The sequence below is a fragment of the Streptomyces sp. MUSC 14 genome (assembly GCF_001866675.1).
GTDB lineage: Bacteria > Actinomycetota > Actinomycetes > Streptomycetales > Streptomycetaceae > Streptomyces.
In genome coordinates, this window is record NZ_MLYN01000021.1 from 41,175 (window position 1) to 64,201 (window position 23,027).

Sequence of the window (23,027 nt, forward strand, 5' to 3'; positions counted from 1 at the left end):
GAGACTCTCGGGAAGGCGCTACGTGAGTCCCAACGGCTCCGACCGCTCGCCGCGGCGCCCGATGCGGCGGAAGCTGCTGCAGGCACTGACCGCGGGCCTGGTCCTGGCGACCGCAACCGGTTGCACATACAAGGACTTCCCCCGCCTTGGCATGCCCACCCCGACCACGGAAGAGGCTCCGCGGATCCTCTCCCTGTGGCAGGGCTCCTGGGCTGCCGCGCTGGCCACCGGCGTGCTGGTGTGGGGCCTGATCCTGTGGAGTGCTTTCTTCCACCGGCGCAGCCGCACCAAGGTCGAGGTACCTCCGCAGACTCGGTACAACATGCCGATCGAGGCCCTGTACACGGTGGTCCCGATCATCATCATCTCGGTGCTCTTCTACTTCACGGCCCGGGACGAGTCGAAGCTCCTGGACCTCTCAAAGAAGCCCGACGTCACGGTCAACGTGGTGGGCTTCCAGTGGAGCTGGGGCTTCAACTACGTCGAGAACGTTCCCGGTGTCTCCGGCGACGCGAAGACCGACAAGAACCTGGACGCCATTCCGGACCGGTTCAAGAAGGACTTCCCGGCGAACGCCGGCGGCGTCTACGACGTCGGCACGCCCGCCACGAAGAACCCGCAGACGGGCAACCCCGGTCCGACCCTCTGGCTGCCCAAGGGCAAGACGGTCCGCTTCGTCCTCACGTCCCGTGACGTCATCCACTCCTTCTGGGTGGTGCCGTTCCTGATGAAGATGGACGTCATCCCGGGCCACACCAACTCGTTCCAGGTGACCCCCAACCATGAGGGCACCTTCCTCGGCAAGTGCGCCGAGCTCTGCGGTGTCGACCACTCCCGGATGCTGTTCAACGTGAAGGTCGTTTCCCCGGCAGCGTACGAGGCGCACCTCAAGGACCTCGCCAAGAAGGGGCAGACCGGTTACATTCCCGCCGGCATCGCGCAGACGAGCCACGAGAAGAACCGGGAGACGAACAACCTGTGAGCATCCTCAACGAACCCCAGGGTGCCGCGGCAGCCGCAGGCTCGTACGCGGACGAGCTGCCGGTCAGGCGCAAGCAGCCCGGTAACGTCATGGTCAAGTGGATGACGACCACCGACCACAAGACGATCGGCACGATGTACCTCGTGACGTCGTTCGCGTTCTTCCTGATCGGCGGCGTGATGGCGCTGCTCATGCGCGCCGAGCTGGCCCGGCCGGGCCTGCAGATCATGTCGAACGAGCAGTTCAACCAGGCGTTCACGATGCACGGCACGATCATGCTGCTGATGTTCGCGACGCCGCTGTTCGCCGGTTTCGCCAACTGGATCATGCCGCTGCAGATCGGCGCGCCCGACGTGGCGTTCCCCCGGCTGAACATGTTCGCCTACTGGCTCTACCTGTTCGGCTCGCTCACCGCGGTGGGCGGCTTCCTCACCCCGCAGGGCGCGGCCGACTTCGGCTGGTTCGCCTACTCGCCGCTGTCGGACGCGGTCCGCTCGCCGGGCGTCGGCTCCGACATGTGGATCATGGGTCTGGCCCTCTCCGGCTTCGGCACCATCCTCGGCTCGGTCAACTTCATCACCACCATCATCTGCATGCGTGCCCCGGGCATGACCATGTTCCGCATGCCGATCTTCGTGTGGAACGTGCTGCTGACCGCCGTTCTGGTCCTGCTCGCCTTCCCGGTCCTCGCGGCCGCGCTGTTCGCCCTGGAGGCGGACCGGAAATTCGGCGCCCATGTATTCGACGCCGCAAATGGCGGAGCATTGCTATGGCAACACCTCTTCTGGTTCTTCGGACATCCAGAGGTGTACATCATCGCGCTACCGTTCTTCGGCATCATTTCCGAGGTCATTCCGGTCTTCTCGCGTAAGCCGATGTTCGGCTACATGGGTCTGATCGCCGCGACCATCTCCATCGCCGGTCTGTCCGTGACCGTGTGGGCCCACCACATGTACGTCACCGGTGGTGTGCTGCTGCCGTTCTTCTCCTTCATGACCTTCCTGATCGCCGTACCGACCGGTGTGAAGTTCTTCAACTGGATCGGCACGATGTGGAAGGGCTCGCTGTCCTTCGAGACACCGATGCTGTGGGCCGTCGGCTTCCTGATCACCTTCACGTTCGGTGGTCTGACCGGTGTCATCCTGGCCTCGCCGCCGATGGACTTCCACGTCTCCGACTCGTACTTCGTGGTGGCCCACTTCCACTACGTGGTCTTCGGCACGGTCGTCTTCGCCATGTTCTCCGGCTTCCACTTCTGGTGGCCGAAGATGACCGGCAAGATGCTGGACGAGCGGCTCGGCAAGATCACCTTCTGGACGCTGTTCGTCGGCTTCCACGGCACCTTCCTGGTCCAGCACTGGCTGGGCGTCGAGGGCATGCCGCGTCGTTACGCCGACTACCTGGCGGCCGACGGCTTCACCGCGCTGAACACGGTCTCGACCATCAGCTCCTTCCTGCTCGGCCTGTCGATCCTGCCGTTCCTCTACAACGTGTGGAAGACCGCCAAGTACGGCAAGAAGGTCGACGTCGACGACCCGTGGGGCTACGGCCGTTCGCTGGAGTGGGCGACCTCCTGCCCGCCGCCCCGGCACAACTTCCTCACCCTGCCGCGGATCCGCAGCGAATCCCCGGCGTTCGACCTGCACCACCCTGAGATCGCCGCTCTGGAGCAGCTGGAGCACTCCGGCGTCGGTGCCATCGCGGGCAGCAAGGAGGCCGGCAAGTGAAGATCCAGGGTCGGATGTTCATCTGGCTGAGCGTCTTCATCCTGATCATGGCCATCGTGTATGGCGTGTGGTCGAAGGAGCCGGCCGGTACCACCGCACTGTTCCTGGCCTTCGGCCTGAGCGTCATGATCGGCTTCTACCTGGGCTTCACCGCCCGGCGGGTCGACGCGGGCGCCCAGGACGACAAGGAGGCCGATGTCGCGGACGACGCGGGCGAGCTGGGCTTCTTCAGCCCGCACAGCTGGCAGCCGCTGCTGCTGGGCTTCGGCGGTGCGATCGCCTTCCTCAGCATCGCGGTCGGCTGGTGGCTGATCTACTTCGCGGCGCCGTTCATCATCCTCGGCCTGTTCGGCTGGGTCTTCGAGTACTACCACGGTGAGAACCGCACCCAGTAGCACACGAGAACGCGCGCCGGAAGCCCGGACACTCCATGTGGAGCGTCCGGGCTTCCGGCTGTCGTCGTTCAGATGGAGCAGTGTCGATCCCTCGTACGGGTTACGTACCGGGTAAATGGGGTCAACACCTCATAGCGTGATCGTATGAACCACACTCCGCGGACCCGCACCGTCGTCAGCTGCACGCTGCTGGTGACCGCCCTCGGCGTGGGCGTCACCGCCTGCGGTTCGGACGGCAACCCCCTGTCGGCCAAGCCGTACGACGCGGCGGACCAGATCTCCGTCAGCGGCCCCGCCGGTGCGGGAAAGCGGGCCGACCCGGACAAGCCCCTGGAGATCACCGCCAACGACGGCGAGGGCCGGATCACCGACGTGACCGCCCAGGACGCCGCAGGACGCTATGTGGCGGGCGAACTCACCGCCGACGGCAGCCGATGGCACAGCACCTCCCCGCTGGCCGCCGACGCCCACTACACGGTCACGGTGAGCACGGAGGACGAGGACGGCGCCCCCGGCCGCAAGGTCCTCTCGTTCGACACCGGCAAGCCCACGGCCAAGAAGCGGCTGACCCTCAAGCTCGGCCCGGACTCGGGCGAGTACGGCGTCGGGCAGCCCATCACCGCCCAACTCGACCAGGAGATCAAGGACAAGGCGCAACGGGCCGTCATCGAGCGCGCCCTGCGCGTGGAGTCCACACCGTCCGTACAGGGCTCCTGGTACTGGGTCAGCGGCAAGGAACTCCACTACCGGCCCAAGGAGTACTGGCCCGTCCACGCCACCATCACGGTGCACAGCAACCTCGACGGCATCAAGATCAGCGACCGGCTGTGGGGCGGTCCGTCCAAGCCGCTGAAGATCACCACCGGTGACCGGGTCGTGGCCGTCACGGACGCCGCCGCGCACCGGCTGACGCTCTACAAGAACGGCCAGTCGATCCGGCAGATCCCCGTCACCACGGGCAGGCCCGGCTTCGAGACCCGCAACGGCGTCAAGGTCGTCCTGAACAAGAGCTACCTCGTACGGATGCGCGGCACCACGATCGGCATCGCCGAGGGCACCTCCGACTCCTACGACCTGAACGTCTACTGGGCCACCCGGGTGACCTGGTCCGGCGAATACGTGCACGCCGCGCCCTGGTCCGTGGGCTCACAGGGCTCCGCGAACGTCAGCCACGGCTGCACCGGCATGAGCACCGCGAACGCCGAGTGGTTCTTCCACAACGTCCGCGAGGGCGACATCGTGCAGGTCGTCAACTCCAACGGCAAGCAGATGGAACCCTTCGGCAACGGCTTCGGCGACTGGAACGTCGACTGGAAGAAGTGGCGCCAGGGCACCGCCCTGGCGAGCGGCACCCCCGCCGGTCAGTCGGCGGCGGACACGGTGAGACTCGTACCAACGGCCCAGTGAGAGTGCCCCGCAGGGGCGCGGGGCCACCGCGCCCCGAGCCGCTAGGCGCTCAACAACCGCTTGTGCCGCAGCAGGGAGGCGAGCGCGGACGCGAACTCCACCGGATCCACGGGAAGGGTCACCGCGGCGTCCGCACGGCTCCACGTGGCCAGCCAGGCGTCCTGCGGCCGGCCCATCAGCAGCAGCACCGGCGGGCAGTTGAACACCTCGTCCTTGATCTGCCGGCACACGCCCATGCCCCCCATCGGCACGGCCTCGCCGTCGAGCACGCACACGTCGATGCCGCCGCGGTCCAGCTCGCGCAGCACGGCGTCCGGGGTCGCGCACTCCACGAACTCGACAAAGGGGACGTCGGGAGCGGGCCTGCGCCCGGCTGCCAGCCGTACCTGCTCGCGGGTGTTGGAGTCGTCGCTGTAGACCAGCACGGTGGCGGTCGGCTGCATTGTTCCTCCGGGACGTCAGCGTCGTACGGACGGGACGGACAGGGCCGTTCGGGCGGAGCTTACTCCGGTCAAAGCGCCCATGAACACCACGTCAACACCGGTTCGGCGGGCAGCAACACTCCGAACGGCACCCCCCGGAGTGAGGGCGGGATAAGCGACCGACATAATGTCGGTCGTGGCGACAGCAACGACAGTAGAAACCGGGCACGCGCACCCGTCGGTCAACCGGCCGAACCTCACCAGCGTCGGAACCATCATCTGGCTGAGTTCCGAGCTGATGTTCTTCGCGGCCCTCTTCGCGATGTACTTCACCCTGCGATCGGTGACGGGTCCGGCGCACTGGAAGCACATGGCCGAAGCACTCAATGTGCCCTTCTCGGCGACGAACACCACGATCCTGGTGCTCTCCTCACTCACCTGCCAGCTCGGCGTCTTCGCGGCCGAGCGCGGGGACGTGAAGAAGCTCCGTGGCTGGTTCATCGTCACCTTCATCATGGGTGCGATCTTCATCGGCGGTCAGATCTACGAGTACACCGAGCTGGTGAAGAAGGACGGCATCTCGCTGTCCTCCGACCCGTACGGCTCGGTGTTCTACCTGACCACCGGCTTCCACGGCCTGCACGTGACAGGCGGTCTCATCGCCTTCCTGCTGGTCCTCGGCCGCACCTACATGGCCAAGAGGTTCACTCACGAGCAGGCGACCGCCGCCATCGTCGTGTCCTACTACTGGCACTTCGTCGACGTGGTCTGGATCGGCCTCTTCGCCACGATCTACTTGATCAAGTAGCGGGACCTCCCGCATCCAGAAGCATCGACGCTGAAGATCCTGACACCGGGGTAATCCGTGAAAAAGCTCTCCGCACGACGACGCCATCCGCTGGCGGCGGTCGTCGTCCTACTCCTCGCGCTGGCGGCCACTGGGGGGCTGTACGCCGCGTTCGCACCCGCGGGCAAGGCGCAGGCCGATGAAACCTCCCAGTCCCTGACCATCACAGAGGGCAAGAAGCTCTACGAGGTCGGCTGCGCCAGCTGCCACGGCACCGGTGGACAGGGCTCCTCCGACGGCCCGAGCCTGGTCGGCGTGGGCGCCGCGGCGGTCGACTTCCAGGTCGGCACCGGCCGTATGCCGGCGGCCACCATGCAGGGCGCCCAGGTCCCGCGCAAGAAGGTCATCTACAACCAGACGCAGATCGACCAGCTCGCCGCGTACATCGCCTCGCTGGGCGCCGGCCCGAGCGTCCCCACCAAGGACCAGTACGGTCCTGACGGCGCGGACATCGCCAAGGGTGGCGAGCTGTTCCGTACCAACTGCGCGCAGTGCCACAACTTCGTCGGCAAGGGCGGCGCCCTGACCGAGGGCAAGTTCGCACCGGACCTGTCGGGCGTCGCTCCGAAGCACATCTACGAGGCCATGCAGACGGGCCCGCAGAACATGCCGTCCTTCCCCGACAGCACGATGTCGTCGAAGAACAAGAAGGACATCATCGCGTACCTGAACGCGGTCAATGGCGACAAGACGGAGAACCCGGGCGGTCTGGAGCTGGGCGGCCTCGGGCCGGTCAGTGAGGGTCTGTTCGCCTGGATCTTCGGCCTCGGCGCACTGATCGCGGTCGCCGTCTGGGTCGCCGCTCGGACCGCAAAGGCCAAGAAGTCATGAGTAGCCAAGACATTCCAGAAGAGAACCTGCCCGCTGAGCAGGAGCACGCGCACGGCGCCGTAAGCGTCGCGGACGAGGAGAACCCGTTCTCCGACCCCGGGCTGCCCCCGCACGAGCACCGGATCCAGGACATCGACGAGCGGGCCGCCAAGCGGTCCGAGCGCGTCGTCGCCCTGCTGTTCACGGTGTCGATGCTGGCCACCGTCGCCTTCATCGCCTCGTACCTGGCGATCCCGCACACCAAGTCGATCTTCGTCTTCCCGATCGGTCACATCAGCGCGCTGAACTTCGCGCTGGGTGTCTCGCTCGCCCTGGCGCTGTTCTGCATCGGCGCGGGCGCGGTCCACTGGGCCCGCACCCTGATGTCCGACGTGGAGGTCGCCGACGACCGGCACGCGATCGAGGCCTCGCCCGAGGTGCGCGCGAAGGTCATGGCCGACTTCCGCCAGGGCGCCGCCGAGTCCGGCTTCGGCCGCCGCAAGCTGATCCGCAACACGATGTTCGGCGCGATGGCCATGGTGCCGCTCTCCGGTGTCTTCCTGCTCGGCGGTCTCGGCCCCGCGCCGAAGGACAAGCTGCGGCACACCATGTGGGCCAAGGGCAAGCGCCTGGTCAACGTGAACACGAACCAGCCGCTGCGCCCCGAGGACGTCGCGGTCGGCTCGCTCACCTTCGCCAAGCCCGACGGCCTGGAGGAGACCAACGAGGACTTCCAGAACGAGATCGCCAAGGCGGCCCTGATGATCGTCCGGCTCCAGCCGGACAACATCAAGGACAAGCGCGAGCTCGACTGGTCGCACCAGGGCATCGTCGCCTTCTCGAAGATCTGCACCCACGTCGGCTGCCCGATCTCGCTGTACGAGCAGCAGACGCACCACGTGCTGTGCCCGTGCCACCAGTCCACCTTCGACCTCTCCGACGGCGCCCGAGTGATCTTCGGTCCCGCCGGCCACGCCCTGCCGCAGCTGCGCATCGGCGTGGACAGCGATGGTTACCTCGAAGCGCTCGGCGACTTCGAGGAGCCCGTCGGTCCTGCATTCTGGGAGCGCGGATGAGTACTGCAGCGAACGAACCCTCCCGCGCACGCGGGGACGCCCCGGCCGGCGAGCGCGTCGCCGACTGGGTCGACGGCCGACTGGGGATCTACTCCCTGGCCAAGAGCAACATGCGCAAGATCTTCCCCGACCACTGGTCGTTCATGTTGGGCGAAGTGTGCATGTACAGCTTCATCATCATCATCCTGACGGGTGTCTATCTGACACTGTTCTTCCACCCGTCGATGAACGAGGTCGTGTACCACGGCTCGTATGTCCCGCTCCAGGGACAGCTGATGTCCGAGGCGTTCAACTCGACCCTGCACATCTCCTTCGACGTGCGCGGTGGTCTGCTCATGCGGCAGATCCACCACTGGGCCGCGCTGATCTTCCTCGCCGGCATGTTCGTGCACATGATGCGCGTGTTCTTCACCGGCGCTTTCCGCAAGCCGCGTGAGATCAACTGGCTGTTCGGCTTCCTGCTGTTCGCCCTGGGCATGTTCACCGGCTTCACCGGTTACTCGCTCCCGGACGACCTGCTCTCCGGCACCGGTGTCCGCTTCACCGAGGGCGCGATCCTGTCCATGCCGATCGTCGGCACGTACATCTCGATGTTCCTCTTCGGCGGGGAGTTCCCCGGCCACGACTTCGTGGCCCGGTTCTACTCCATCCACATCCTGCTGCTGCCGGGCATCATGCTCGGCCTGATGGTGGGCCACCTGATCCTGGTCTTCTACCACAAGCACACGCAGTTCGCGGGTCCCGGAAAGACCGAGAAGAACGTCGTCGGCATGCCGCTGCTGCCGGTCTACATGGCCAAGGCCGGAGGCTTCTTCTTCCTGGTCTTCGGTGTCATCGCGTTCATCGCGGCGATCGCCCAGATCAACCCGATCTGGGCCATGGGCCCCTACCGTCCGGACCAGGTGTCCACCGGCGCCCAGCCCGACTGGTACATGGGCTTCGCCGAGGGTCTGATCCGCTTCATGCCGGGCTGGGAGATCAACATCTGGGGTCACACACTCGTCCTGGGTGTGTTCATCCCGCTCGTGCTCTTCGGCGTGGTCCTGGCGGCGATGGCGGTCTACCCGTTCATCGAGTCCTGGGTCACCGGCGACAAGAGCGAGCACCACATCCTGGACCGCCCGCGCAACGCCCCGACCCGTACCGGTCTGGGTGTCGCCTGGGTCACGATGTACATGATCACGCTCGTGGGCGGCGGCAACGACCTGTGGGCCACGCACTTCCACCTGTCGATCAACGCCGTGACCTGGTTCGTCCGGATCTTCTTCTTCGTCGGTCCGGTCATCGCGTTCATCGTCACCAAGCGGATCTGCCTGGGCCTCCAGCGCCGCGACCGCGAGAAGGTGCTGCACGGTCGCGAGACCGGCATCATCAAGCGGCTGCCGCACGGTGAGTTCATCGAGGTGCACGAGCCGCTCAGCCAGGAGCAGCTGCACACGCTCACCGCGCACAAGCAGTACGAGCCGGCCGAGATCGGTCCGGTGGTCGACGAGAACGGGGTCCAGCGCAAGGTCGGGGCCTCGGAGAAGCTGCGGGCCAAGCTGTCCGACGCCTACTACGGCGAGGACAGCCAGATCCCGAAGCCGACCGTCGACGAGTACAAGGAGATCGCGAGCGGCCACGGCCACCACTGATCACCGCGTCGCCACACCACGCTGAGGGGCCCCGTCCGGCTTGCGGACGGGGCCCTTCGCCGTGTCCCGGGGCCGATAGGGTGGGATCGACCGACGAATTCGCAGGTACGACACTCAGGAGCGACCATGAGCGCTGTGACCCCCGCTGGAGGCGACACCGCGGCGGGCCGCTCCTGGCCCGTCCTGCTGAACGGCCTGCTGAACGGCGAGAACCTGTCCGCCGACGACACCGCCTGGGCCATGGACCGGATCATGCGCGGCGAGGCGACCGACGCCCAGATCGCCGGGTTCGCGGTGGCCCTGCGGGCCAAGGGACAGACGGTCGAGGAGATCACCGGCCTCGTCCGCACGATGTACGAGCACGCGAACGTGATCGAGGTGCCGGGCCGCACCGTCGACATCGTCGGCACGGGCGGCGACGGGGCGCGGACGGTGAACATCTCCACGATGTCCTCGCTGGTCGTCGCCGGTACCGGCGCCAAGGTCGTGAAGCACGGCAACCGCGCCGCCTCCTCCGCCTCCGGGGCCTCCGACGTCCTGGAGAAGCTGGGCGTCAACCTCGACCTCACGCCCCGGCGGGTGGCCGAGGTCGCCGAGGAGGCCGGCATCACCTTCTGCTTCGCCGTCAAGTTCCATCCGGCGCTGCGTCATGTCGGCGCCGCCCGCGGCCAGTTGGGCATCCGGACGGTCTTCAACCTGCTCGGCCCCCTCACCAACCCGGCGAAGGTGCGGTCCCAGGCGGTCGGCGTGGCCGTCGCGCGGGAGGCGCCGATCGTCGCCGGCGTGCTCGCGGAGCGCGGCAACTCCGCGCTGGTCTTCCGCGGTGACGACGGCCTGGACGAGCTGACGACGACGGCCACGTCCCATGTCTGGGTCGTGCGGGACGGCAAGGTCACCGAGGAGGTCTTCGACCCCCGCGAGGTGGGCATCGGCCTCGTCCCCGTGGAGGCCCTGCGCGGCGGCGACCCGGCCCACAACGCGGACGTGGCCCGGCGGCTGCTGGACGGCGAGCGGGGCCCGGTGCGGGACGCCGTCGTACTGAACTCGGCGGCGGCCCTCGTCGCCCTGGACCCGACGGACGCCCCGCTCGCCGAACAGCTCGGCGCCGGTATGGCCCGGGCCGTCGAGTCCATCGACTCGGGTGCGGCGAAGGGGGCGCTGGAGCGCTGGGTGGCGGCGACCAACGCACAGCGGTCATGACGAGCGTCCCGCGATCCGGACCAGGGTTGCGGGACGACGATCAGTTGACGTAGTTTCCTGAACCAGGTCATGAGTGACAGTCATGAGGCCCCGGCCGACTGTCCGGCAACCCTCCGTCCGTGGCGGGGTGCCCCGGGTGAGGACCAGGTCGTGGGCAGCGAGGTCCACGGCAAGCGCGGACCCCTCGGCAAACCAGGGGTCCTGGTCGTCGAGGAGCCTTCCGTGAGCAAGCGAATGCGATAGGGCCGCCGAGCCCCGCCTCCGCACCCCCTCTTTCTCTTCTTTCCGTACGCCTTGCTGCCGTACGTCCTCACGGGAGTCCACCCATGTCTGTCTCCGCCGTCGCCGCTGCCCAGTCCGTTTGTGCCCCGCTGCCCGTTCTGGGACGGGATGTCACCGTCCCGCTCGTGACCGGAGGCGAAGTCACCTACGCGGCGCTCGACTACGCGGCCAGCGCCCCCGCGCTCCAGCGCGTCTGGGACGACGTCGCCGCCTACGCGCCGTACTACGGCAGCGTCCACCGCGGTGCCGGCTACCTCTCGCAGCTCTCGACCGACCTGTTCGAGAACGCCCGCAGGACGGTCGCCGAGTTCCTCGGCTGCCGCGCCGACGACCAGGTGGTCTTCACCCGCTCGACCACGGACTCGCTCAACCTGCTCGCCCGCGCCCTGCCCGCCGGCTGCCAGGTCTTCGTCTTCGAGACCGAGCACCACGCCTCCCTGCTGCCCTGGCAGGACGCGCGGGTCACCTACCTCGACGCGCCGCGCACCCCGCGCCAGGCCGTCGAGACCCTGGAGCGGGCTCTCGCCGACCGCGACCCGTACGGCCCGGCCCTGGTCTGCGTCACCGGCGCCTCCAACGTCACCGGCGAGCTGTGGCCGGTGCGCGAGCTCGCCGCCGCCGCACACGCCCACGGCGCCCGGATCGTCCTGGACGCCGCCCAGCTGGCCCCGCACCACCGGGTGGACGTGCGCGACCTGGACGTCGACTGGGTCGCCTTCTCCGGGCACAAGCTGTACGCCCCCTTCGGCTCCGGCGTCCTCGCGGGCCGCGCCGACTGGCTGCGCGCGGCCGAGCCGTACCTCGCGGGCGGCGGCGCCAGCCGCACGGTCACCCGGCGGCCTGACGGGTCGGTGGCCGTGGAGTGGCACGAGAGCGCCGCCCGGCACGAGGCGGGCTCCCCGAACGTCATCGGCGCCTACTCCATCGCGTCGGCCTGCAAGGCGCTCGCCGAGGCCGGCTGGGAGAACCTGGTGGCCCGTGAGGAGCACCTGATCGCGAAGGTCCGCGCGGGTCTGGCCGAGGTGCCGCAGGTGAGGGTGCTGTCCCTGTTCGGCGACGACGCCCCGCGGGTCGGCGTGCTCTCCTTCGTGGTGGCGGGCTGGAACAGCTCCCACTTCGCCGCCGCGCTCTCCGCCGAGTACGGCATCGGCGTCCGTGACGGCCTCTTCTGCGCCCACCCCCTGGTCCGCACCCTGCTCGGCAGCGACCCCCAGACCCAGGGCGAGTGCGGCGCTCCGGAGGCGGCCCCCGGCGAGAAGTCCCTCAACGCCATCCGCGTCAGCTTCGGCGCGGGCACGCCGGACGAGCACGTCGAGCGCTTCGTGACCGCCGTGCGGGAACTGGTGACCGAGGGTGCCAAGTGGCAGTACCGCACGGAGGACGGCCGCTGCGTCCCGGCGGTGTGAGGGTCCGGCCCTCCGGCCGAGGCGGCGTCCGTCCGGTCAGCTCTCCAGCCCGATGGAGAACGCCGCCTCAAGGTCGTGCTGGGAGTACGTCCGGAACGCCACATGCGTGTCCGTGCCCTCGACGCCGGGAATCTTGCTGATCCGTCCCGGGATGACATCGGCGAGGTCATCGTGCCGGCGCACCCGGACCATCGCGATCAGGTCGTAGGTACCGGTGACGGAGAAGACCTCGCTCACCGACTCCAGCGAAGCGATCTGCTCCGCGATCTCGGGGATCCGGTCCACGCTGGTCTTGATGAGGACGATCGCGGTGATCACGGCTGGTTCTCTCCCTCGGGGGCCGGAGCTGGGGTGCACTTCACTCTAGTCCCACGCCCGTAGCGCACCCACGCGTAGAGGAAGCCCAGCCCGAACCCCACCAGGTGCGCCAGATACGCCACCCCGGGCCCCTCGGAGGCCTGGCTCGCCGCCGCCCACTGCACCGCCACCCAGAACGGCAGCACGACCCAGGCGGGGAACCGCAGCGGCACGAAGAGGAGGAACGGCAGCAGACTGGTCACCCGGGCCCGGGGGAAGAGATACAGGAACGCGCCGAGGACCGCCGAGATGGCGCCCGAGGCGCCCACCAGCGACTGTGCGGAGTCGGCGTTGGCGAGCGCGTACCCCAGCAGGGCCAGATAGCCGCATCCGGCGTAGAACAGGGTGAACTCGATCCGGCCCATCCGCTCCTCCGTCATCGCCCCGAAGACGAAGAGGAACAGCATGTTGCCGAGCAGATGGACCCAGTTGCCGTGCACGAACAGGGCCGTGGCGGGCGTGAGGAGCTCGCGGGCCGGCCCGTCGAACAACTCGGCCGGCACCACGCCCCAGTGCCGGAAGTAGGCCTGCTGGGCGGCCGCGAGGCCCTCCGCGGAGCCGTAGCCGGGGGTGAGCCCCGAGGCCGGGCCGAGCGCGAAGATCAGGCTGCACAGCGCGATGAGCCCGTAGGTGACGGGTGCCGAGGCGCCCCGCACCGCTCTGAGAGTCCGGCCGGCCGTCGTGCTCCACTCGCTGATCATGAACACAGAGCATGACGTAAGGGGACGCATGCCGACAGACCGCCTCGCCGTCGCGGACGGACGGGCGGCGAGTCCCTGCCAGGCCGTAGGGTTACGGCCACACGCGTCGGCCGACGGCGCACAACAGAGCACGAGAAGGAAGCGGACTGCCACGATGACGGTTCCCCTGCCGACCGCGACCACCCGGTGGCGCTGCACCCTGTGCGGCAACCTGACCCGGTTCGACGTGACCCGTTCGTCGAAGGTCGTCGAGTACGTCCATCTCGATCTGGCCGGGGACCCGACGGTGGAGGAGCGCGAGGTGGTCAGTGAGACCATCGAATCGGTGCGCTGCCGCTGGTGCAACGCGGTGGACCAGGTGGAGCTCGTGGACAGGCCGGGCGCCGACTCCTGAGAGGGAGGCGGCCCCGTAGAGGCATTGGGGTGTGACGGATGGTGGAGACCGCAGGCGGGGGGCCGGGCGACGGCACCGCCGAGGTGCTTGACCGTCCGCTGCCCGACGGCGTGCGCCGGCGGGTCGTGCAGATCGTCTCGGACGGCTTCGGCGGTCTCACCCTGTCCGAATTGCCCGCCCAATTGCGGCAGTACGCCCGGTTCACCCCCAATCGCCGGGCCAAGTTCGCCGGAAACGCGATGGCGGCGGCGCTGGAGACCGATCCGCTGTTCCGGCAGCGGATCGGGGAGAAGCTCAGAGAGGCGCAGCCGGAACTCGCCGGCGCCCTCGACTCCGGCTCCCCGCCTCCGGCCGCGGACCCGCTCGACGTGGCGGCCGCGGCCTACGTACTGCGCCCGGCGGGCTGGGTGAAGCTGGTCGCCGCGGCCGGTGAGGAGGCCCAGCGCGCGGACGCCGAGCGGGCGGACGAGGAGAGCCGGGTCGAGCTGGAGCGGCTGCGCGCCGAGCTGGCGCACGCCCGCGAGCACACCCGCGCCGAGGCCGAACGGCTGCGCGTGGAGCTGGAGTCGGCGAAGAAGGAGGCGGAGTCGCTGCACCGCAAGCTCCGGGCCGCCCACAGCGACGTCAAGCGCGGCGAGGCGGCTCTGCGCAAGGCGCAGACCGAGATGGACGCCGTACGGGCCGAGGCGCAGACGCAGGTGTCGGCCGCCGAGAGCGAGTCGCGGCGGCTCAAGGCCCGGCTCGGCGAGGCGGAGGCGGCCCTGGAGGCCACCCGGCGCGCCGCCCGCGAGGGCCGCAGTGTGGAGGACATGCGGGTACGGCTGTTGCTGGACACCCTGCTGGACGCCGCGCAGGGCCTGCGGCGCGAGCTCGCCCTGCCGCCGGTGTCCGTGCGGCCGGCCGAGACCGTGGACGCCGTCGAGCCGGGCCGGATGACCCCGAAGGACATCGCGGCCCGGGCCCTGTCCGAGCACGATCCGGCCATTCTCGACCAGTTGCTCGCGCTGCCGCAGGCGCATCTGGTGGTCGACGGCTACAACGTCACCAAGACCGGCTATCCGCAGATGCCGCTGGAGAAGCAGCGGCTGCGGCTCCTCGGCCAGCTCTCGGCGCTCGCCGCGCAGACCGGCGCCGAGGTGACGTGTGTCTTCGACGGCGCCGAGCTGGCCGCGCCCGTGCTGCTCGCACCGCCGCGCGGCGTGCGGGTGCTGTTCTCGAAGCCGGGCGTGACGGCCGACGAGCTGATCCGGCAACTCGTGCGCGCGGAGCCGCCGGGCCGTCCGGTGATCGTCGCCTCCACCGACCGTGAGGTGGCCGACGGCGTCGCCAAGGCGGGTGCCCGACCGGTCGCGTCTGCGGTGCTTCTGAAGCGACTGTCCTGAAGGTTCAACGGGTATACCCAATGCCCGAATTGGCATGATCTTCGTGCGACGTAGGGTCAACCGCGTCTCACGCCCCGTGAATTGTGTGCAAAGAATGCATAGAGTGACGGGATTTTTTGCCGTTGGGATTTGAACTGATCACGAGCGGGTCACTAGGGTCAGGGCTCGAACCTCCGAACGGGTGATCACTCACTCACTCACACGAAGGAGTTCGTCCCCCGTGGCGTCCCACCGTCGACCCAAGCAGCAGAGTCGCGCCCGCGTGACCGTGCTGACCACCGCAGCCGCCGCAGCCGTCGTGCTGAGCGCGAACGCCGCCAATGCCGCGCCGAGCGAGAAGCTCAGCAAGGACCAGGTCAAGGCCAAGGTCGACGACCTCTACTCGAAGGCCGAGCAGGCCTCCGAGAAGTACGACGGGGCGAAGGAGAAGCAGCAGAAGCTGCAAAAGGAGATATCCACCATCCAGGACAATGTCGCGCGGGGTCAGCAGGACCTCAACAAGCTGCGCGACAGCCTGGGTTCGCTGGCCACCTCGCAGTACCGCTCCGGCGGCATCGACCCCTCGGTCCAGCTCTTCCTGTCCTCCAACCCGGACAACTTCCTCGACAAGGCCTCCACGCTCGACCAGTTGAGCGCCCAGCAGGTCGACGCGCTGAAGAAGATCCAGGACAAACAGCGCGAACTGGCCCAGGAGCGGGCCGAGGCCAGCGAGAAGCTCAAGGACCTCTCCGCCACCCGCGCCCAGCTGGAGCAGAACAAGAACGACGTCCAGGCCAAGCTCGCCGACGCGCAGAAGCTGCTCAACACCCTGACGGCCAAGGAGAAGCAGCAGCTGGCCGATCAGCAGCAGCGCGCCGACCGCTCCGCCAGCTCCCGGATCGACCTCGGCAACAGCAAGCCCGCCTCCGGCTTGGCCGCGGCCGCCTTCGCCGCCGCTCAGACGCAGATCGGCAAGCCGTACGTCTACGGCGCCACCGGCACCGCCTCCTACGACTGCTCGGGCCTGACCTCCTGGGCCTACGCCCAGGCCGGCGTCTCCATCCCGCGCACCTCCCAGGAGCAGGCCACCATAGGCACCCGGATCAGCTCGGAGAGCGACCTGCAGGTCGGCGACCTGGTCTTCTTCTACGGCGACATCCACCACGTCGGCATCTACGCCGGAAACGGCACCGTGCTGCACGCCCCGCACACCGGTGCCGTGGTCCGCTACGAGGCCATGGCGGACATGCCGTTCCAGTTCGGCGTGCGGGTCTGATCATCCCTCCGGGTGACCGGGCCGGATAACCCGGCGCACCCCCGCGGACCCGCTGCGAAACGCGGACGCCGGGCGCCCGAACGGGCGAATCCCCGGGACCGGAACTGACTCCTCGCCCCGCCGGTGACCTGCGTCAGCGGCGGGGCGTCAGCGTATGTTGCCCTCCGGGGCTTTGGTCCGGCCCCTCGCGTACGGCTACTGTCTGGCGCGCTCCCCCGACGCCGGGGCCTCCCCGTCCCCAGGCGCCGGGGGAGCGGTATCTGTCCGCCTGCAGAAGGACCGCCGTGGGGTCTCACCGCCGCCTTGCCTCCTCCGGATTCCACCGGGGCGCCGCCGCCCTGTGTGTCCTGTCCGCCGCAGCCACCGGGCTCGGCGCCGTACCCGCGCACGCGGCACCGCACGCCGACACCCGTGCCGAGGTGGACCGCCTCTACCAGGAGGCCGAGCAGGCGACCCAGGCCTTCGACAAGGCCCAGGAGCAGACCGACGCGCTGCGCCGCGAGGTGCACGACGCCCAGGACCACATCGCCCGGGAGCAGGCGCGCATCAACTCCCTGCGCGAGCAGCTCGGTGCGCTGGCCGGGGCGCAGTACCGGTCCGGCGGCCTCGACCCGACCGTCGCGCTGCTCTTCTCCGACAACCCCGAGGACTACCTCGACAAGGCCACCACCCTCGACCGCATCGACGTCCAACAGGCGGGCCGACTGCGGGAGTTGAGCTCCGCGCTGCGGGACCTCGCACAGGAGCGCTCGGAGACGGCCGGCAAGCTCGCCGAGCTGGAGAAGAGCCGCAGGGCCGTCGTCGTGCACAAGCGGACCGTGGAGAAGAAGCTCGCCAGGGCCCGGCAGCTGCTCGACGCCCTGCCGAGCGAGGCCCGCGACGCCTACGGCCGCGCCTCCCGGGACAGCGGCATCGGCCTGCCCGACCTGACCGGCACCGTCGCCCCCGACGCCCGGGCCGCGGCGGCCGTCGCCGCCGCCCAGGCCGCCCTCGGCCACCCCTACGTCTGGGGCGCGAACGGTCCCTCCGGCTTCGACTGCTCGGGCCTGATGCAGTGGTCCTACGCACAGGCCGGGCTCCAGCTGCCGCGCACCTCGCAGGAGCAGCGCTTCGCCGGGCAGCAGATCCCGCTCTCCCAGGCCCGACCCGGCGACCTGGTGGTCTACCGCTCCGACGCCAGCCACGTGGGCATGTACGTCGGCGACGGCAAGGTCATCCACGCCCCCTACCCGGGCGCCGCGGTCCGCTACGACCCCGTCGGCATGATGCCGATCTCCTCGGTCACCCGGCCCTGAGCGGCCGGCGCCCCGTTACGATCGGGAAGTGACTGGTCGCAGAAGGGCGTGGCGGGCCGGGGCCGCGGGCCTCGCGCTGCTGCTGCCCCTGACCGGATGCACCGTCGGCGCCGCGACGACCGACTCCGCCCGCGCCGAGGTGCAGCAGCTGCTCGACCGGCGCTCGGCGGCCCTGCTGGGGCACGACGAGGGGGCGTACGCGGTCACGGGCGCCCGTGCCGAGTACGCCCGGCTGCGCGCCGTCCCGCTGGCGTCCTGGACCTACCGGGTCACCGACGTGCGCGAGAGCGGCTCCGGCGCCACCGCCGACGCCGAGCTGAGCTACCGCGTCGCCGGGTACGACACGGCCCCGCTCGACGCCGACCGCACCCTCCGCCTGGGCCGCACCGCCGACGGCGGGTGGTACGTCACCGCCGACGCGCCCGCCCGGCAGGCCGGGCAGCAGCTGTGGGACCAGGGCACGGTGACCGCCGTCCGGGGCGCGGACAGCCTGGTGCTGGGCATCGGCCGGACGGCCGCCGAGCTGCGCGCCTACGCCGGGCTCGCCGACCGTGCGGTCCCGGCCGTCTCCCGGGCGTGGGGCACGGACTGGAGCCGCCGGGTCGTCGTCCTCGTCCCGGGCTCCCTGGACGGCATGGCCGGCCTGCTCGGCTCGCCCGCCGCCGACTACCGGGGCATCGCCGCCGTCACCACCGGCGAGGCGGGGGGCTCCGCGCAGGCGCCCGCGGACCGGGTGGTGGTCAACCCGGACGCGTACGCCGTCCTCGGCGACCTCGGCAAGCAGGTCGTACTCACCCACGAGACCACCCATGTGGCCACCCGCGCCCACACCACCGCCGCGACCCCGCTGTGGCTCTCCGAGGGCTACGCGGACTGGATCGGCTACCTCGGCACCGGCCGCACCCCCACCGAGGTCGCGCCGGAACTGACCCGCGCCGTGCAGCACGGCAAGGTGCCCGCCGCCCTGCCCACCGACAAGGACTTCGGCTTCACCAGCGATCCGACCAAGCTGGCCCAGGCCTACGAGAGCGGCTGGCTGGCCTGCCGGATGATCGCCGCCCACTGGGACACGGCCCGGCTCGACGCCTTCTACCGCGCCGTCGGCGCCCACCCGCAGCGTGCGGGCGCGGTCGAGGACGCCCTGAAGAAGGTGCTCGGCACGACGCCGGAGGCGTTCACCGCGCAGTGGCGGGACTACGTCAGGTCTCAGCTCGGCTGAGCGGGCCCGGTCAGGGGGAGACCGGGGTCTGGTGGGGGCGGGCCGGTTCGGGCGGGAGGGGGGTGGCGGAGAGCGGGGTGACGGTCGCCCGCCACAGCCGGCGGCCCGCCGTGAGGGCGGCCAGGGCCAGCAGGCCGTTGCGGACCACCATCAGCAGCACCCCGTACCGGTCGCTCGCCACCACGTGTTCGAAGCCGAGCGGGAACTCCAGGACCGTCACGAAGGACGCGACCACCACCATCAGCGCGGGTGCCCCCATCCGGCTCGACCGGTACGTGAGACAGACCGCCGCCACGCCCACCAGCCACACCAGGTACTGCGGGCTGATCACGCGGCTGGTGACCGTGAAGAGCAGGACCGCCGTGAACGCCGCGTCCGCGAGGACGGTCGGCGTGCGGCGCGCCACCCGCAGCCGCCACAGCAGCAGCCAGCCGAACGCGGCCCCGGTCAGCGCCAGCGCCGCCGTGCTGACCTGGTCCACGTGCGGGCCGAGGAACTCGATCGAGCCGTAGTTCAGCAGCACCTGGCCGCTCCAGCCGAAGTGCCGGGCCACATGGAAGACCAGGGCGCCCAGCGACTCCACCTCGGTGCCCCGGTCCCGCTGGAAGGTCAGGAAGGCGAAGGCGCCCGGCATGGACACCGCGAACACGGCGGCGAGTCCGGCCCCCGTGACCGCCGCCGAGGCCCAGGCCCGGCGTCGGAAGCAGCCCACCAGCAGCAGCGCCGGCCACACCTTCAGCAGCGCCCCGAACGCGGTCAGCGCGCCCATCACCCGCGGACGCCGGACGCCCGCCAGCAGCGCCGCCACGGCCACCGCGGTCACCATCACGTCGTAGCGGGCGTACACGGTCGGGCCGAGCAGCGGCACGCCCGCCAGCCACACCCAGGCGCCGCGCAGCGACCGCCCGGAGCGCAGGCCCGGACGCACCAGCAGCCACAGCACGAGGGCGTCGGCGAGGAACGCGAGGATGAAGAAGGCGTGCTCGTACGAGAGGAAGGGCAGCGCGGCGGGGGCGAGCACCGGGAGGGCGGCGGCGGGCGGGTACTGCCAGGTCACGTCGTCCAGCGGAAACGTGCCCTGGCGCAGGACCTCGTACCAGCCGCGGTAGATCACCGACACGTCGGAGGTGACGTCCGGGCCGGGGAAGACCCACACCTTGAAGACGAACAGCAGCAGCACCAGACGGGTGACGCCCCAGGTCGCGAGCAGCCATGCCAGGGACCGCCCGGCGCCCTTGGTCTCCACGTGTTCCCCTTGCCGTTCGATTCCCGGTTCGCTGTCGGCCTCGCGTGCCCCATGATGTCGTGCCCGGCTGTGTACCTGCCACAGACCCCGCCGCACCGGGCCGCGCACAGCCCGTTCGGGCCCGGCCTGCCACGGCTCGTTCGGTAAGGTCGGCCACGATGCACAAGACGCTGATCGTCACCAACGACTTCCCGCCCCGCCCGGGCGGCATCCAGGCCTTCCTGCACAACATGGCCCTGCGCCTGGACCCCGGTCGGCTGGTCGTCTACGCCTCCACCTGGAAGCGCGGCCGCGAGGGCGCCGAGGCCACCGCCGCCTTCGACGCGGAGCAGCCCTTCACCGTCGTACGCGACCGTACGACGGTGCTGCTGCCGACCCCGCGGGCGACCCGGCGCGCGACCGGGCTGCTGCGCGAGCACGGCTGCACCTCGGTGTGGTTCGGCGCGGCGGCCCCGCTCGGCCTGATGGCCCCGGCGCTGCGCGCGGCCGGCGCCGAGCGGCTGGTGGCCACGACGCACGGGCACGAGGCCGGCTGGGCCCAGCTGCCCGCCGCCCGGCAGCTGCTGCGCCGGATCGGCGAGTCGACGGACACGGTCACCTATCTCGGCGAGTACACGCGCTCGCGCATCGCCACGGCCCTCACCCCGGCGGCGGCCGGGCGCATGGTCCAACTGCCGCCCGGGGTCGACGAGAAGACCTTCCACCCCGGCTCCGGCGGCGACGAGGTCCGCGCCCGCCTCGGGCTCGCCGACCGCCCGGTCGTGGTCTGTGTCTCGCGCCTGGTCCCGCGCAAGGGCCAGGACACCCTCATCCGGGCCCTGCCCCGTGTCCTCGCGGCCGAGCCCGACACCGTGCTGCTGATCGTCGGCGGCGGCCCCTACGAGCGGGACCTGCGCCGCCTCGCCGACGAGACCGGCGTCGCGGCCTCGGTCCGCTTCACCGGCGCGGTCCCCTGGTCCGAGCTGCCCGCCCACTACGGCGCCGGCGACGTCTTCGCCATGCCCTGCCGGACCCGCCGCGGCGGCCTGGACGTCGAGGGCCTCGGCATCGTCTACCTGGAGGCCTCCGCGACGGGCCTGCCGGTGGTCGCGGGCGACTCCGGCGGCGCACCGGACGCCGTCCTGGACGGCGAGACGGGGTGGGTGGTGCGGGGCGGCTCCCCCGAGGAGGCGGCCGACCGCATCGTCCCGCTGCTCCAGGACCCCGGCCTGCGCCGCAGGATGGGGGAGCGGGGCCGCCAGTGGGTGGAGGAACGCTGGCGCTGGGACCTGCTGGCGGAGAAGCTCAAAGCTCTTCTCTAAAACGTTCCGGAGGGTCTAGGCGGAACCGGAAGATCCGCACATGCTGCGCACATGACAGCAAAACTGATGCAGCGTCAGCTGAGCAGACGTCACATCCTGGGCATGATCGCCCTCCAGACCGCCGCCACGGCCGGTCTCACCCGCATCGGTCTCCAGTCCGCGCAGGCCGCCGAACCGGCCGCCGTCGACAACGCGCCCGCCATCGTGGTCGGTTCGGGCTACGGCGGTGCCGTCGCCGCGCTCCGGCTCGGCCAGGCCGGGATCAGGACCCTCGTCCTGGAGATGGGGCAGCTGTGGAACACCGCCGGCGGCGACGGCAGGGTGTTCTGCTCCACCCTCGCCCCCGACCAGCGCTCCATGTGGTTCCGCACCCGCACCGAGGCCCCGCTCGCCACCTTCCTCTGGCTGGACGTGGTCAACAAGGACATCAGCCCGTACCCCGGCGTCCTGGACCGCGTGCACTACGACAACATGTCCGTCTACGTCGGCCGGGGCGTCGGCGGCGGCTCGCTCGTCAACGGCGGCATGGCGGTCACGCCCGTGAAGTCCTACTTCGCCGAGCAGTTCCCGACCGTCGACGCCGACGAGATGTACGGCACCTACTACCCGCGCGCCCGCGCCGTGCTCGGCGTCAACACCGTCGACCCGGCCTGGTTCGAGTCCACCGAGTGGTACCGGTTCGCCCGCACCTCCCGCAAGGCCGCCGGCAACGCGGGCCTGAAGACCACCTTCGTGCCGAACGTCTACGACTTCGGCTACATGCAGCAGGAGGCCGCCGGCACGGCCGTGAGGTCGGCGCTCGCCGGGGAGGTCATCTACGGCAACAACCACGGCAAGCGCAGCCTCGACAAGACCTACCTGGCCGCCGCCCTCGGCACCGGGAACGTCACGATCCACACCCTGGAGAAGGTGCGGTCCGTCAGCCGGGCCGGCGACGGGTCGTACGTCCTGACCGCCGACCGGATCGACGCCACCGGCACCGTCGTGGAGACCAGGCAGTACAGCTGCACGTACCTCTTCCTCGGCGGCGGCAGCCTCGGCACCACCGAACTCCTCGTCCGCGCCCGGGACACCGGCACCCTGCCCGCCCTGACCGCCGACGTCGGCGCCGGCTGGGGCACCAACGGCAACACCATGCTCGGCCGCGCCAACCACGTCTGGGACACCGTCGGCGCGAACCAGGCCACCATGCCGGTGCTGGGCATCGACGACTGGGCCAACACCGCCAACCCCGTCTTCGCCGAGATCGCCCCGCTGCCCATGGGGTTCGAACACTGGGTGAGCCTCTATCTGGCGATCACCAAGAACCCCGAACGGGCCTCGTTCACCTACGACTCCGCCTCCGGCACGGTGAAGCTCGGCTGGACCCCCGCCCAGAGCGCGGTCTCGGTGAACATGGCCAGGAACCTGTTCGACCGGATCAACCTGGCCAACGCCACCATCTACCGCTACGACCTGTTCGGCTCCGCGAGCAAGGTCTTCGCCGACGACTTCTGCTACCACCCGCTCGGCGGCTGCGTCCTCGGAAAGGCGACCGACGACTACGGCCGGGTGAAGGGGTACGACCACCTCTACGTCACCGACGGCTCACTCGTGCCCGGCAACATCGGCGTGAACCCGTTCGTCACCATCACCGCGCTCGCCGAACGCACGATGGCGCGGGTCCTCGCCGAGGACACCGCGCCATGA

21 protein-coding genes and 1 riboswitch are annotated in these 23,027 nt (G+C 70.0%); of the genes, 17 read left to right on the top strand and 4 right to left on the bottom strand.

Going from position 1 to position 23,027, the window contains the following annotated elements; all coding sequences use genetic code 11:
- The first annotated feature begins 22 nt into the window (after positions 1 to 22).
- From coxB to BIV25_RS12760, 4 genes are all read left to right on the top strand, one after another.
- On the top strand, positions 23 to 982 hold the full coding sequence (gene coxB / locus BIV25_RS12745; RefSeq protein WP_071372379.1) for a cytochrome c oxidase subunit II: 960 nt from the start codon (positions 23 to 25) through the stop codon (positions 980 to 982).
- The gene (ctaD, locus tag BIV25_RS12750) at positions 979 to 2,709 is read left to right on the top strand and encodes a cytochrome c oxidase subunit I (RefSeq protein ID WP_071372380.1); all 1,731 of its coding nucleotides are present in this window, start codon (positions 979 to 981) and stop codon (positions 2,707 to 2,709) included. The genes coxB and ctaD overlap by 4 nt, the downstream gene beginning before the upstream one ends.
- On the top strand, positions 2,706 to 3,104 hold the full coding sequence (locus BIV25_RS12755) for a cytochrome c oxidase subunit 4 (RefSeq protein ID WP_071372381.1): 399 nt from the start codon (positions 2,706 to 2,708) through the stop codon (positions 3,102 to 3,104). Before ctaD ends, BIV25_RS12755 begins: the two co-directional genes overlap by 4 nt.
- 144 nt (positions 3,105 to 3,248) lie before the next feature.
- On the top strand, positions 3,249 to 4,511 hold the full coding sequence (locus tag BIV25_RS12760) for an Ig-like domain-containing protein (protein ID WP_071372382.1): 1,263 nt from the start codon (positions 3,249 to 3,251) through the stop codon (positions 4,509 to 4,511).
- Between the two features lie 41 nt (positions 4,512 to 4,552).
- On the opposite strand, the gene BIV25_RS12765 is transcribed toward BIV25_RS12760, so the two are convergent.
- The gene (locus BIV25_RS12765) at positions 4,553 to 4,954 is read right to left on the bottom strand and encodes a response regulator transcription factor (protein WP_071372383.1); all 402 of its coding nucleotides are present in this window, start codon (positions 4,952 to 4,954) and stop codon (positions 4,553 to 4,555) included.
- Positions 4,955 to 5,120: 166 nt separating this feature from the next.
- Between BIV25_RS12765 and BIV25_RS12770 the strand changes: the two genes are divergently transcribed.
- The 6 genes from BIV25_RS12770 to BIV25_RS12795 all read left to right on the top strand — a co-directional run bounded on the left by BIV25_RS12770 (position 5,121) and on the right by BIV25_RS12795 (position 12,188).
- Positions 5,121 to 5,741 carry a heme-copper oxidase subunit III gene (locus tag BIV25_RS12770; protein ID WP_071372384.1) on the top strand — a complete coding sequence of 207 codons (621 nt, stop codon included), beginning with the start codon at positions 5,121 to 5,123 and terminating at the stop codon, positions 5,739 to 5,741.
- A 57-nt stretch (positions 5,742 to 5,798) separates the two neighbouring features.
- Positions 5,799 to 6,611, top strand: coding sequence for a c-type cytochrome (locus BIV25_RS12775; RefSeq protein ID WP_071372385.1), 813 nt, complete (start codon positions 5,799 to 5,801; stop codon positions 6,609 to 6,611).
- Positions 6,608 to 7,666 (top strand): ubiquinol-cytochrome c reductase iron-sulfur subunit, encoded by a 1,059-nt coding sequence (locus BIV25_RS12780; protein ID WP_071372386.1) that lies wholly within the window; start codon positions 6,608 to 6,610, stop codon positions 7,664 to 7,666. The genes BIV25_RS12775 and BIV25_RS12780 overlap by 4 nt, the downstream gene beginning before the upstream one ends.
- Positions 7,663 to 9,300 carry a cytochrome bc complex cytochrome b subunit gene (locus tag BIV25_RS12785; RefSeq protein WP_071372387.1) on the top strand — a complete coding sequence of 546 codons (1,638 nt, stop codon included), beginning with the start codon at positions 7,663 to 7,665 and terminating at the stop codon, positions 9,298 to 9,300. Before BIV25_RS12780 ends, BIV25_RS12785 begins: the two co-directional genes overlap by 4 nt.
- A 126-nt stretch (positions 9,301 to 9,426) precedes the next feature.
- The gene (trpD, locus tag BIV25_RS12790) at positions 9,427 to 10,500 is read left to right on the top strand and encodes an anthranilate phosphoribosyltransferase (protein WP_071372388.1); all 1,074 of its coding nucleotides are present in this window, start codon (positions 9,427 to 9,429) and stop codon (positions 10,498 to 10,500) included.
- A gap of 65 nt (positions 10,501 to 10,565) precedes the next feature.
- A riboswitch (SAM riboswitch) is annotated at positions 10,566 to 10,682 on the top strand.
- A 144-nt stretch (positions 10,683 to 10,826) separates the two neighbouring features.
- Complete coding sequence (locus BIV25_RS12795) at positions 10,827 to 12,188, top strand: aminotransferase class V-fold PLP-dependent enzyme (RefSeq protein ID WP_071372389.1); 1,362 nt, start codon at positions 10,827 to 10,829, stop codon at positions 12,186 to 12,188.
- A gap of 36 nt (positions 12,189 to 12,224) precedes the next feature.
- Here the strand turns inward: BIV25_RS12795 and BIV25_RS12800 are convergent, their stop codons facing one another.
- Positions 12,225 to 12,506: an Lrp/AsnC family transcriptional regulator gene (locus tag BIV25_RS12800; protein ID WP_071372390.1), complete on the bottom strand. Its 282-nt coding sequence runs from the start codon at positions 12,504 to 12,506 to the stop codon at positions 12,225 to 12,227.
- Positions 12,503 to 13,246 carry a rhomboid family intramembrane serine protease gene (locus BIV25_RS12805; RefSeq protein ID WP_071372437.1) on the bottom strand — a complete coding sequence of 248 codons (744 nt, stop codon included), beginning with the start codon at positions 13,244 to 13,246 and terminating at the stop codon, positions 12,503 to 12,505. Before BIV25_RS12805 ends, BIV25_RS12800 begins: the two co-directional genes overlap by 4 nt.
- A 154-nt stretch (positions 13,247 to 13,400) precedes the next feature.
- Between BIV25_RS12805 and BIV25_RS12810 the strand changes: the two genes are divergently transcribed.
- The 5 genes from BIV25_RS12810 to BIV25_RS12830 all read left to right on the top strand — a co-directional run bounded on the left by BIV25_RS12810 (position 13,401) and on the right by BIV25_RS12830 (position 18,791).
- Positions 13,401 to 13,640 carry a hypothetical protein gene (locus tag BIV25_RS12810; RefSeq protein WP_071372391.1) on the top strand — a complete coding sequence of 80 codons (240 nt, stop codon included), beginning with the start codon at positions 13,401 to 13,403 and terminating at the stop codon, positions 13,638 to 13,640.
- Positions 13,641 to 13,678: 38 nt separating this feature from the next.
- Positions 13,679 to 15,022: an NYN domain-containing protein gene (locus BIV25_RS12815; protein WP_071372392.1), complete on the top strand. Its 1,344-nt coding sequence runs from the start codon at positions 13,679 to 13,681 to the stop codon at positions 15,020 to 15,022.
- A 220-nt stretch (positions 15,023 to 15,242) separates the two neighbouring features.
- On the top strand, positions 15,243 to 16,277 hold the full coding sequence (locus BIV25_RS12820; RefSeq protein ID WP_071372393.1) for a C40 family peptidase: 1,035 nt from the start codon (positions 15,243 to 15,245) through the stop codon (positions 16,275 to 16,277).
- A gap of 284 nt (positions 16,278 to 16,561) precedes the next feature.
- Complete coding sequence (locus BIV25_RS12825; RefSeq protein WP_071372394.1) at positions 16,562 to 17,572, top strand: NlpC/P60 family protein; 1,011 nt, start codon at positions 16,562 to 16,564, stop codon at positions 17,570 to 17,572.
- Positions 17,573 to 17,600: 28 nt separating this feature from the next.
- Complete coding sequence (locus BIV25_RS12830; RefSeq protein WP_071372395.1) at positions 17,601 to 18,791, top strand: hypothetical protein; 1,191 nt, start codon at positions 17,601 to 17,603, stop codon at positions 18,789 to 18,791.
- 10 nt (positions 18,792 to 18,801) lie between these two features.
- Here BIV25_RS12830 and BIV25_RS12835 read toward each other — a convergent pair whose 3' ends face one another.
- Positions 18,802 to 20,037, bottom strand: coding sequence for a glycosyltransferase 87 family protein (locus tag BIV25_RS12835; protein WP_071372396.1), 1,236 nt, complete (start codon positions 20,035 to 20,037; stop codon positions 18,802 to 18,804).
- Positions 20,038 to 20,195: 158 nt separating this feature from the next.
- On the opposite strand from BIV25_RS12835, the gene BIV25_RS12840 reads away from it, so the two are divergent.
- Both BIV25_RS12840 and BIV25_RS12845 read left to right on the top strand, forming a co-directional pair.
- A complete protein-coding gene (locus BIV25_RS12840; protein ID WP_071372397.1) occupies positions 20,196 to 21,338 on the top strand; it encodes a glycosyltransferase family 4 protein in 1,143 nt (380 codons plus the stop codon).
- Between the two features lie 102 nt (positions 21,339 to 21,440).
- On the top strand, positions 21,441 to 23,027 hold the full coding sequence (locus BIV25_RS12845) for a GMC oxidoreductase (protein ID WP_071372438.1): 1,587 nt from the start codon (positions 21,441 to 21,443) through the stop codon (positions 23,025 to 23,027).

Coding starts and splice junctions, on each gene's coding strand:
- BIV25_RS12760 (WP_071372382.1), top strand. CDS start 3,249: ATGAACCACACTCCGCGGACCCGCACCGTCGTCAGCTGCACGCTGCTG.
- BIV25_RS12765 (WP_071372383.1), bottom strand. CDS start 4,954: ATGCAGCCGACCGCCACCGTGCTGGTCTACAGCGACGACTCCAACACC.
- BIV25_RS12770 (WP_071372384.1), top strand. CDS start 5,121: ATGTCGGTCGTGGCGACAGCAACGACAGTAGAAACCGGGCACGCGCAC.
- BIV25_RS12780 (WP_071372386.1), top strand. CDS start 6,608: ATGAGTAGCCAAGACATTCCAGAAGAGAACCTGCCCGCTGAGCAGGAG.
- BIV25_RS12785 (WP_071372387.1), top strand. CDS start 7,663: ATGAGTACTGCAGCGAACGAACCCTCCCGCGCACGCGGGGACGCCCCG.
- trpD (WP_071372388.1), top strand. CDS start 9,427: ATGAGCGCTGTGACCCCCGCTGGAGGCGACACCGCGGCGGGCCGCTCC.
- BIV25_RS12795 (WP_071372389.1), top strand. CDS start 10,827: ATGTCTGTCTCCGCCGTCGCCGCTGCCCAGTCCGTTTGTGCCCCGCTG.
- BIV25_RS12805 (WP_071372437.1), bottom strand. CDS start 13,246: ATGATCAGCGAGTGGAGCACGACGGCCGGCCGGACTCTCAGAGCGGTG.
- BIV25_RS12810 (WP_071372391.1), top strand. CDS start 13,401: ATGACGGTTCCCCTGCCGACCGCGACCACCCGGTGGCGCTGCACCCTG.
- BIV25_RS12815 (WP_071372392.1), top strand. CDS start 13,679: ATGGTGGAGACCGCAGGCGGGGGGCCGGGCGACGGCACCGCCGAGGTG.
- BIV25_RS12840 (WP_071372397.1), top strand. CDS start 20,196: ATGCACAAGACGCTGATCGTCACCAACGACTTCCCGCCCCGCCCGGGC.
- BIV25_RS12845 (WP_071372438.1), top strand. CDS start 21,441: ATGATCGCCCTCCAGACCGCCGCCACGGCCGGTCTCACCCGCATCGGT.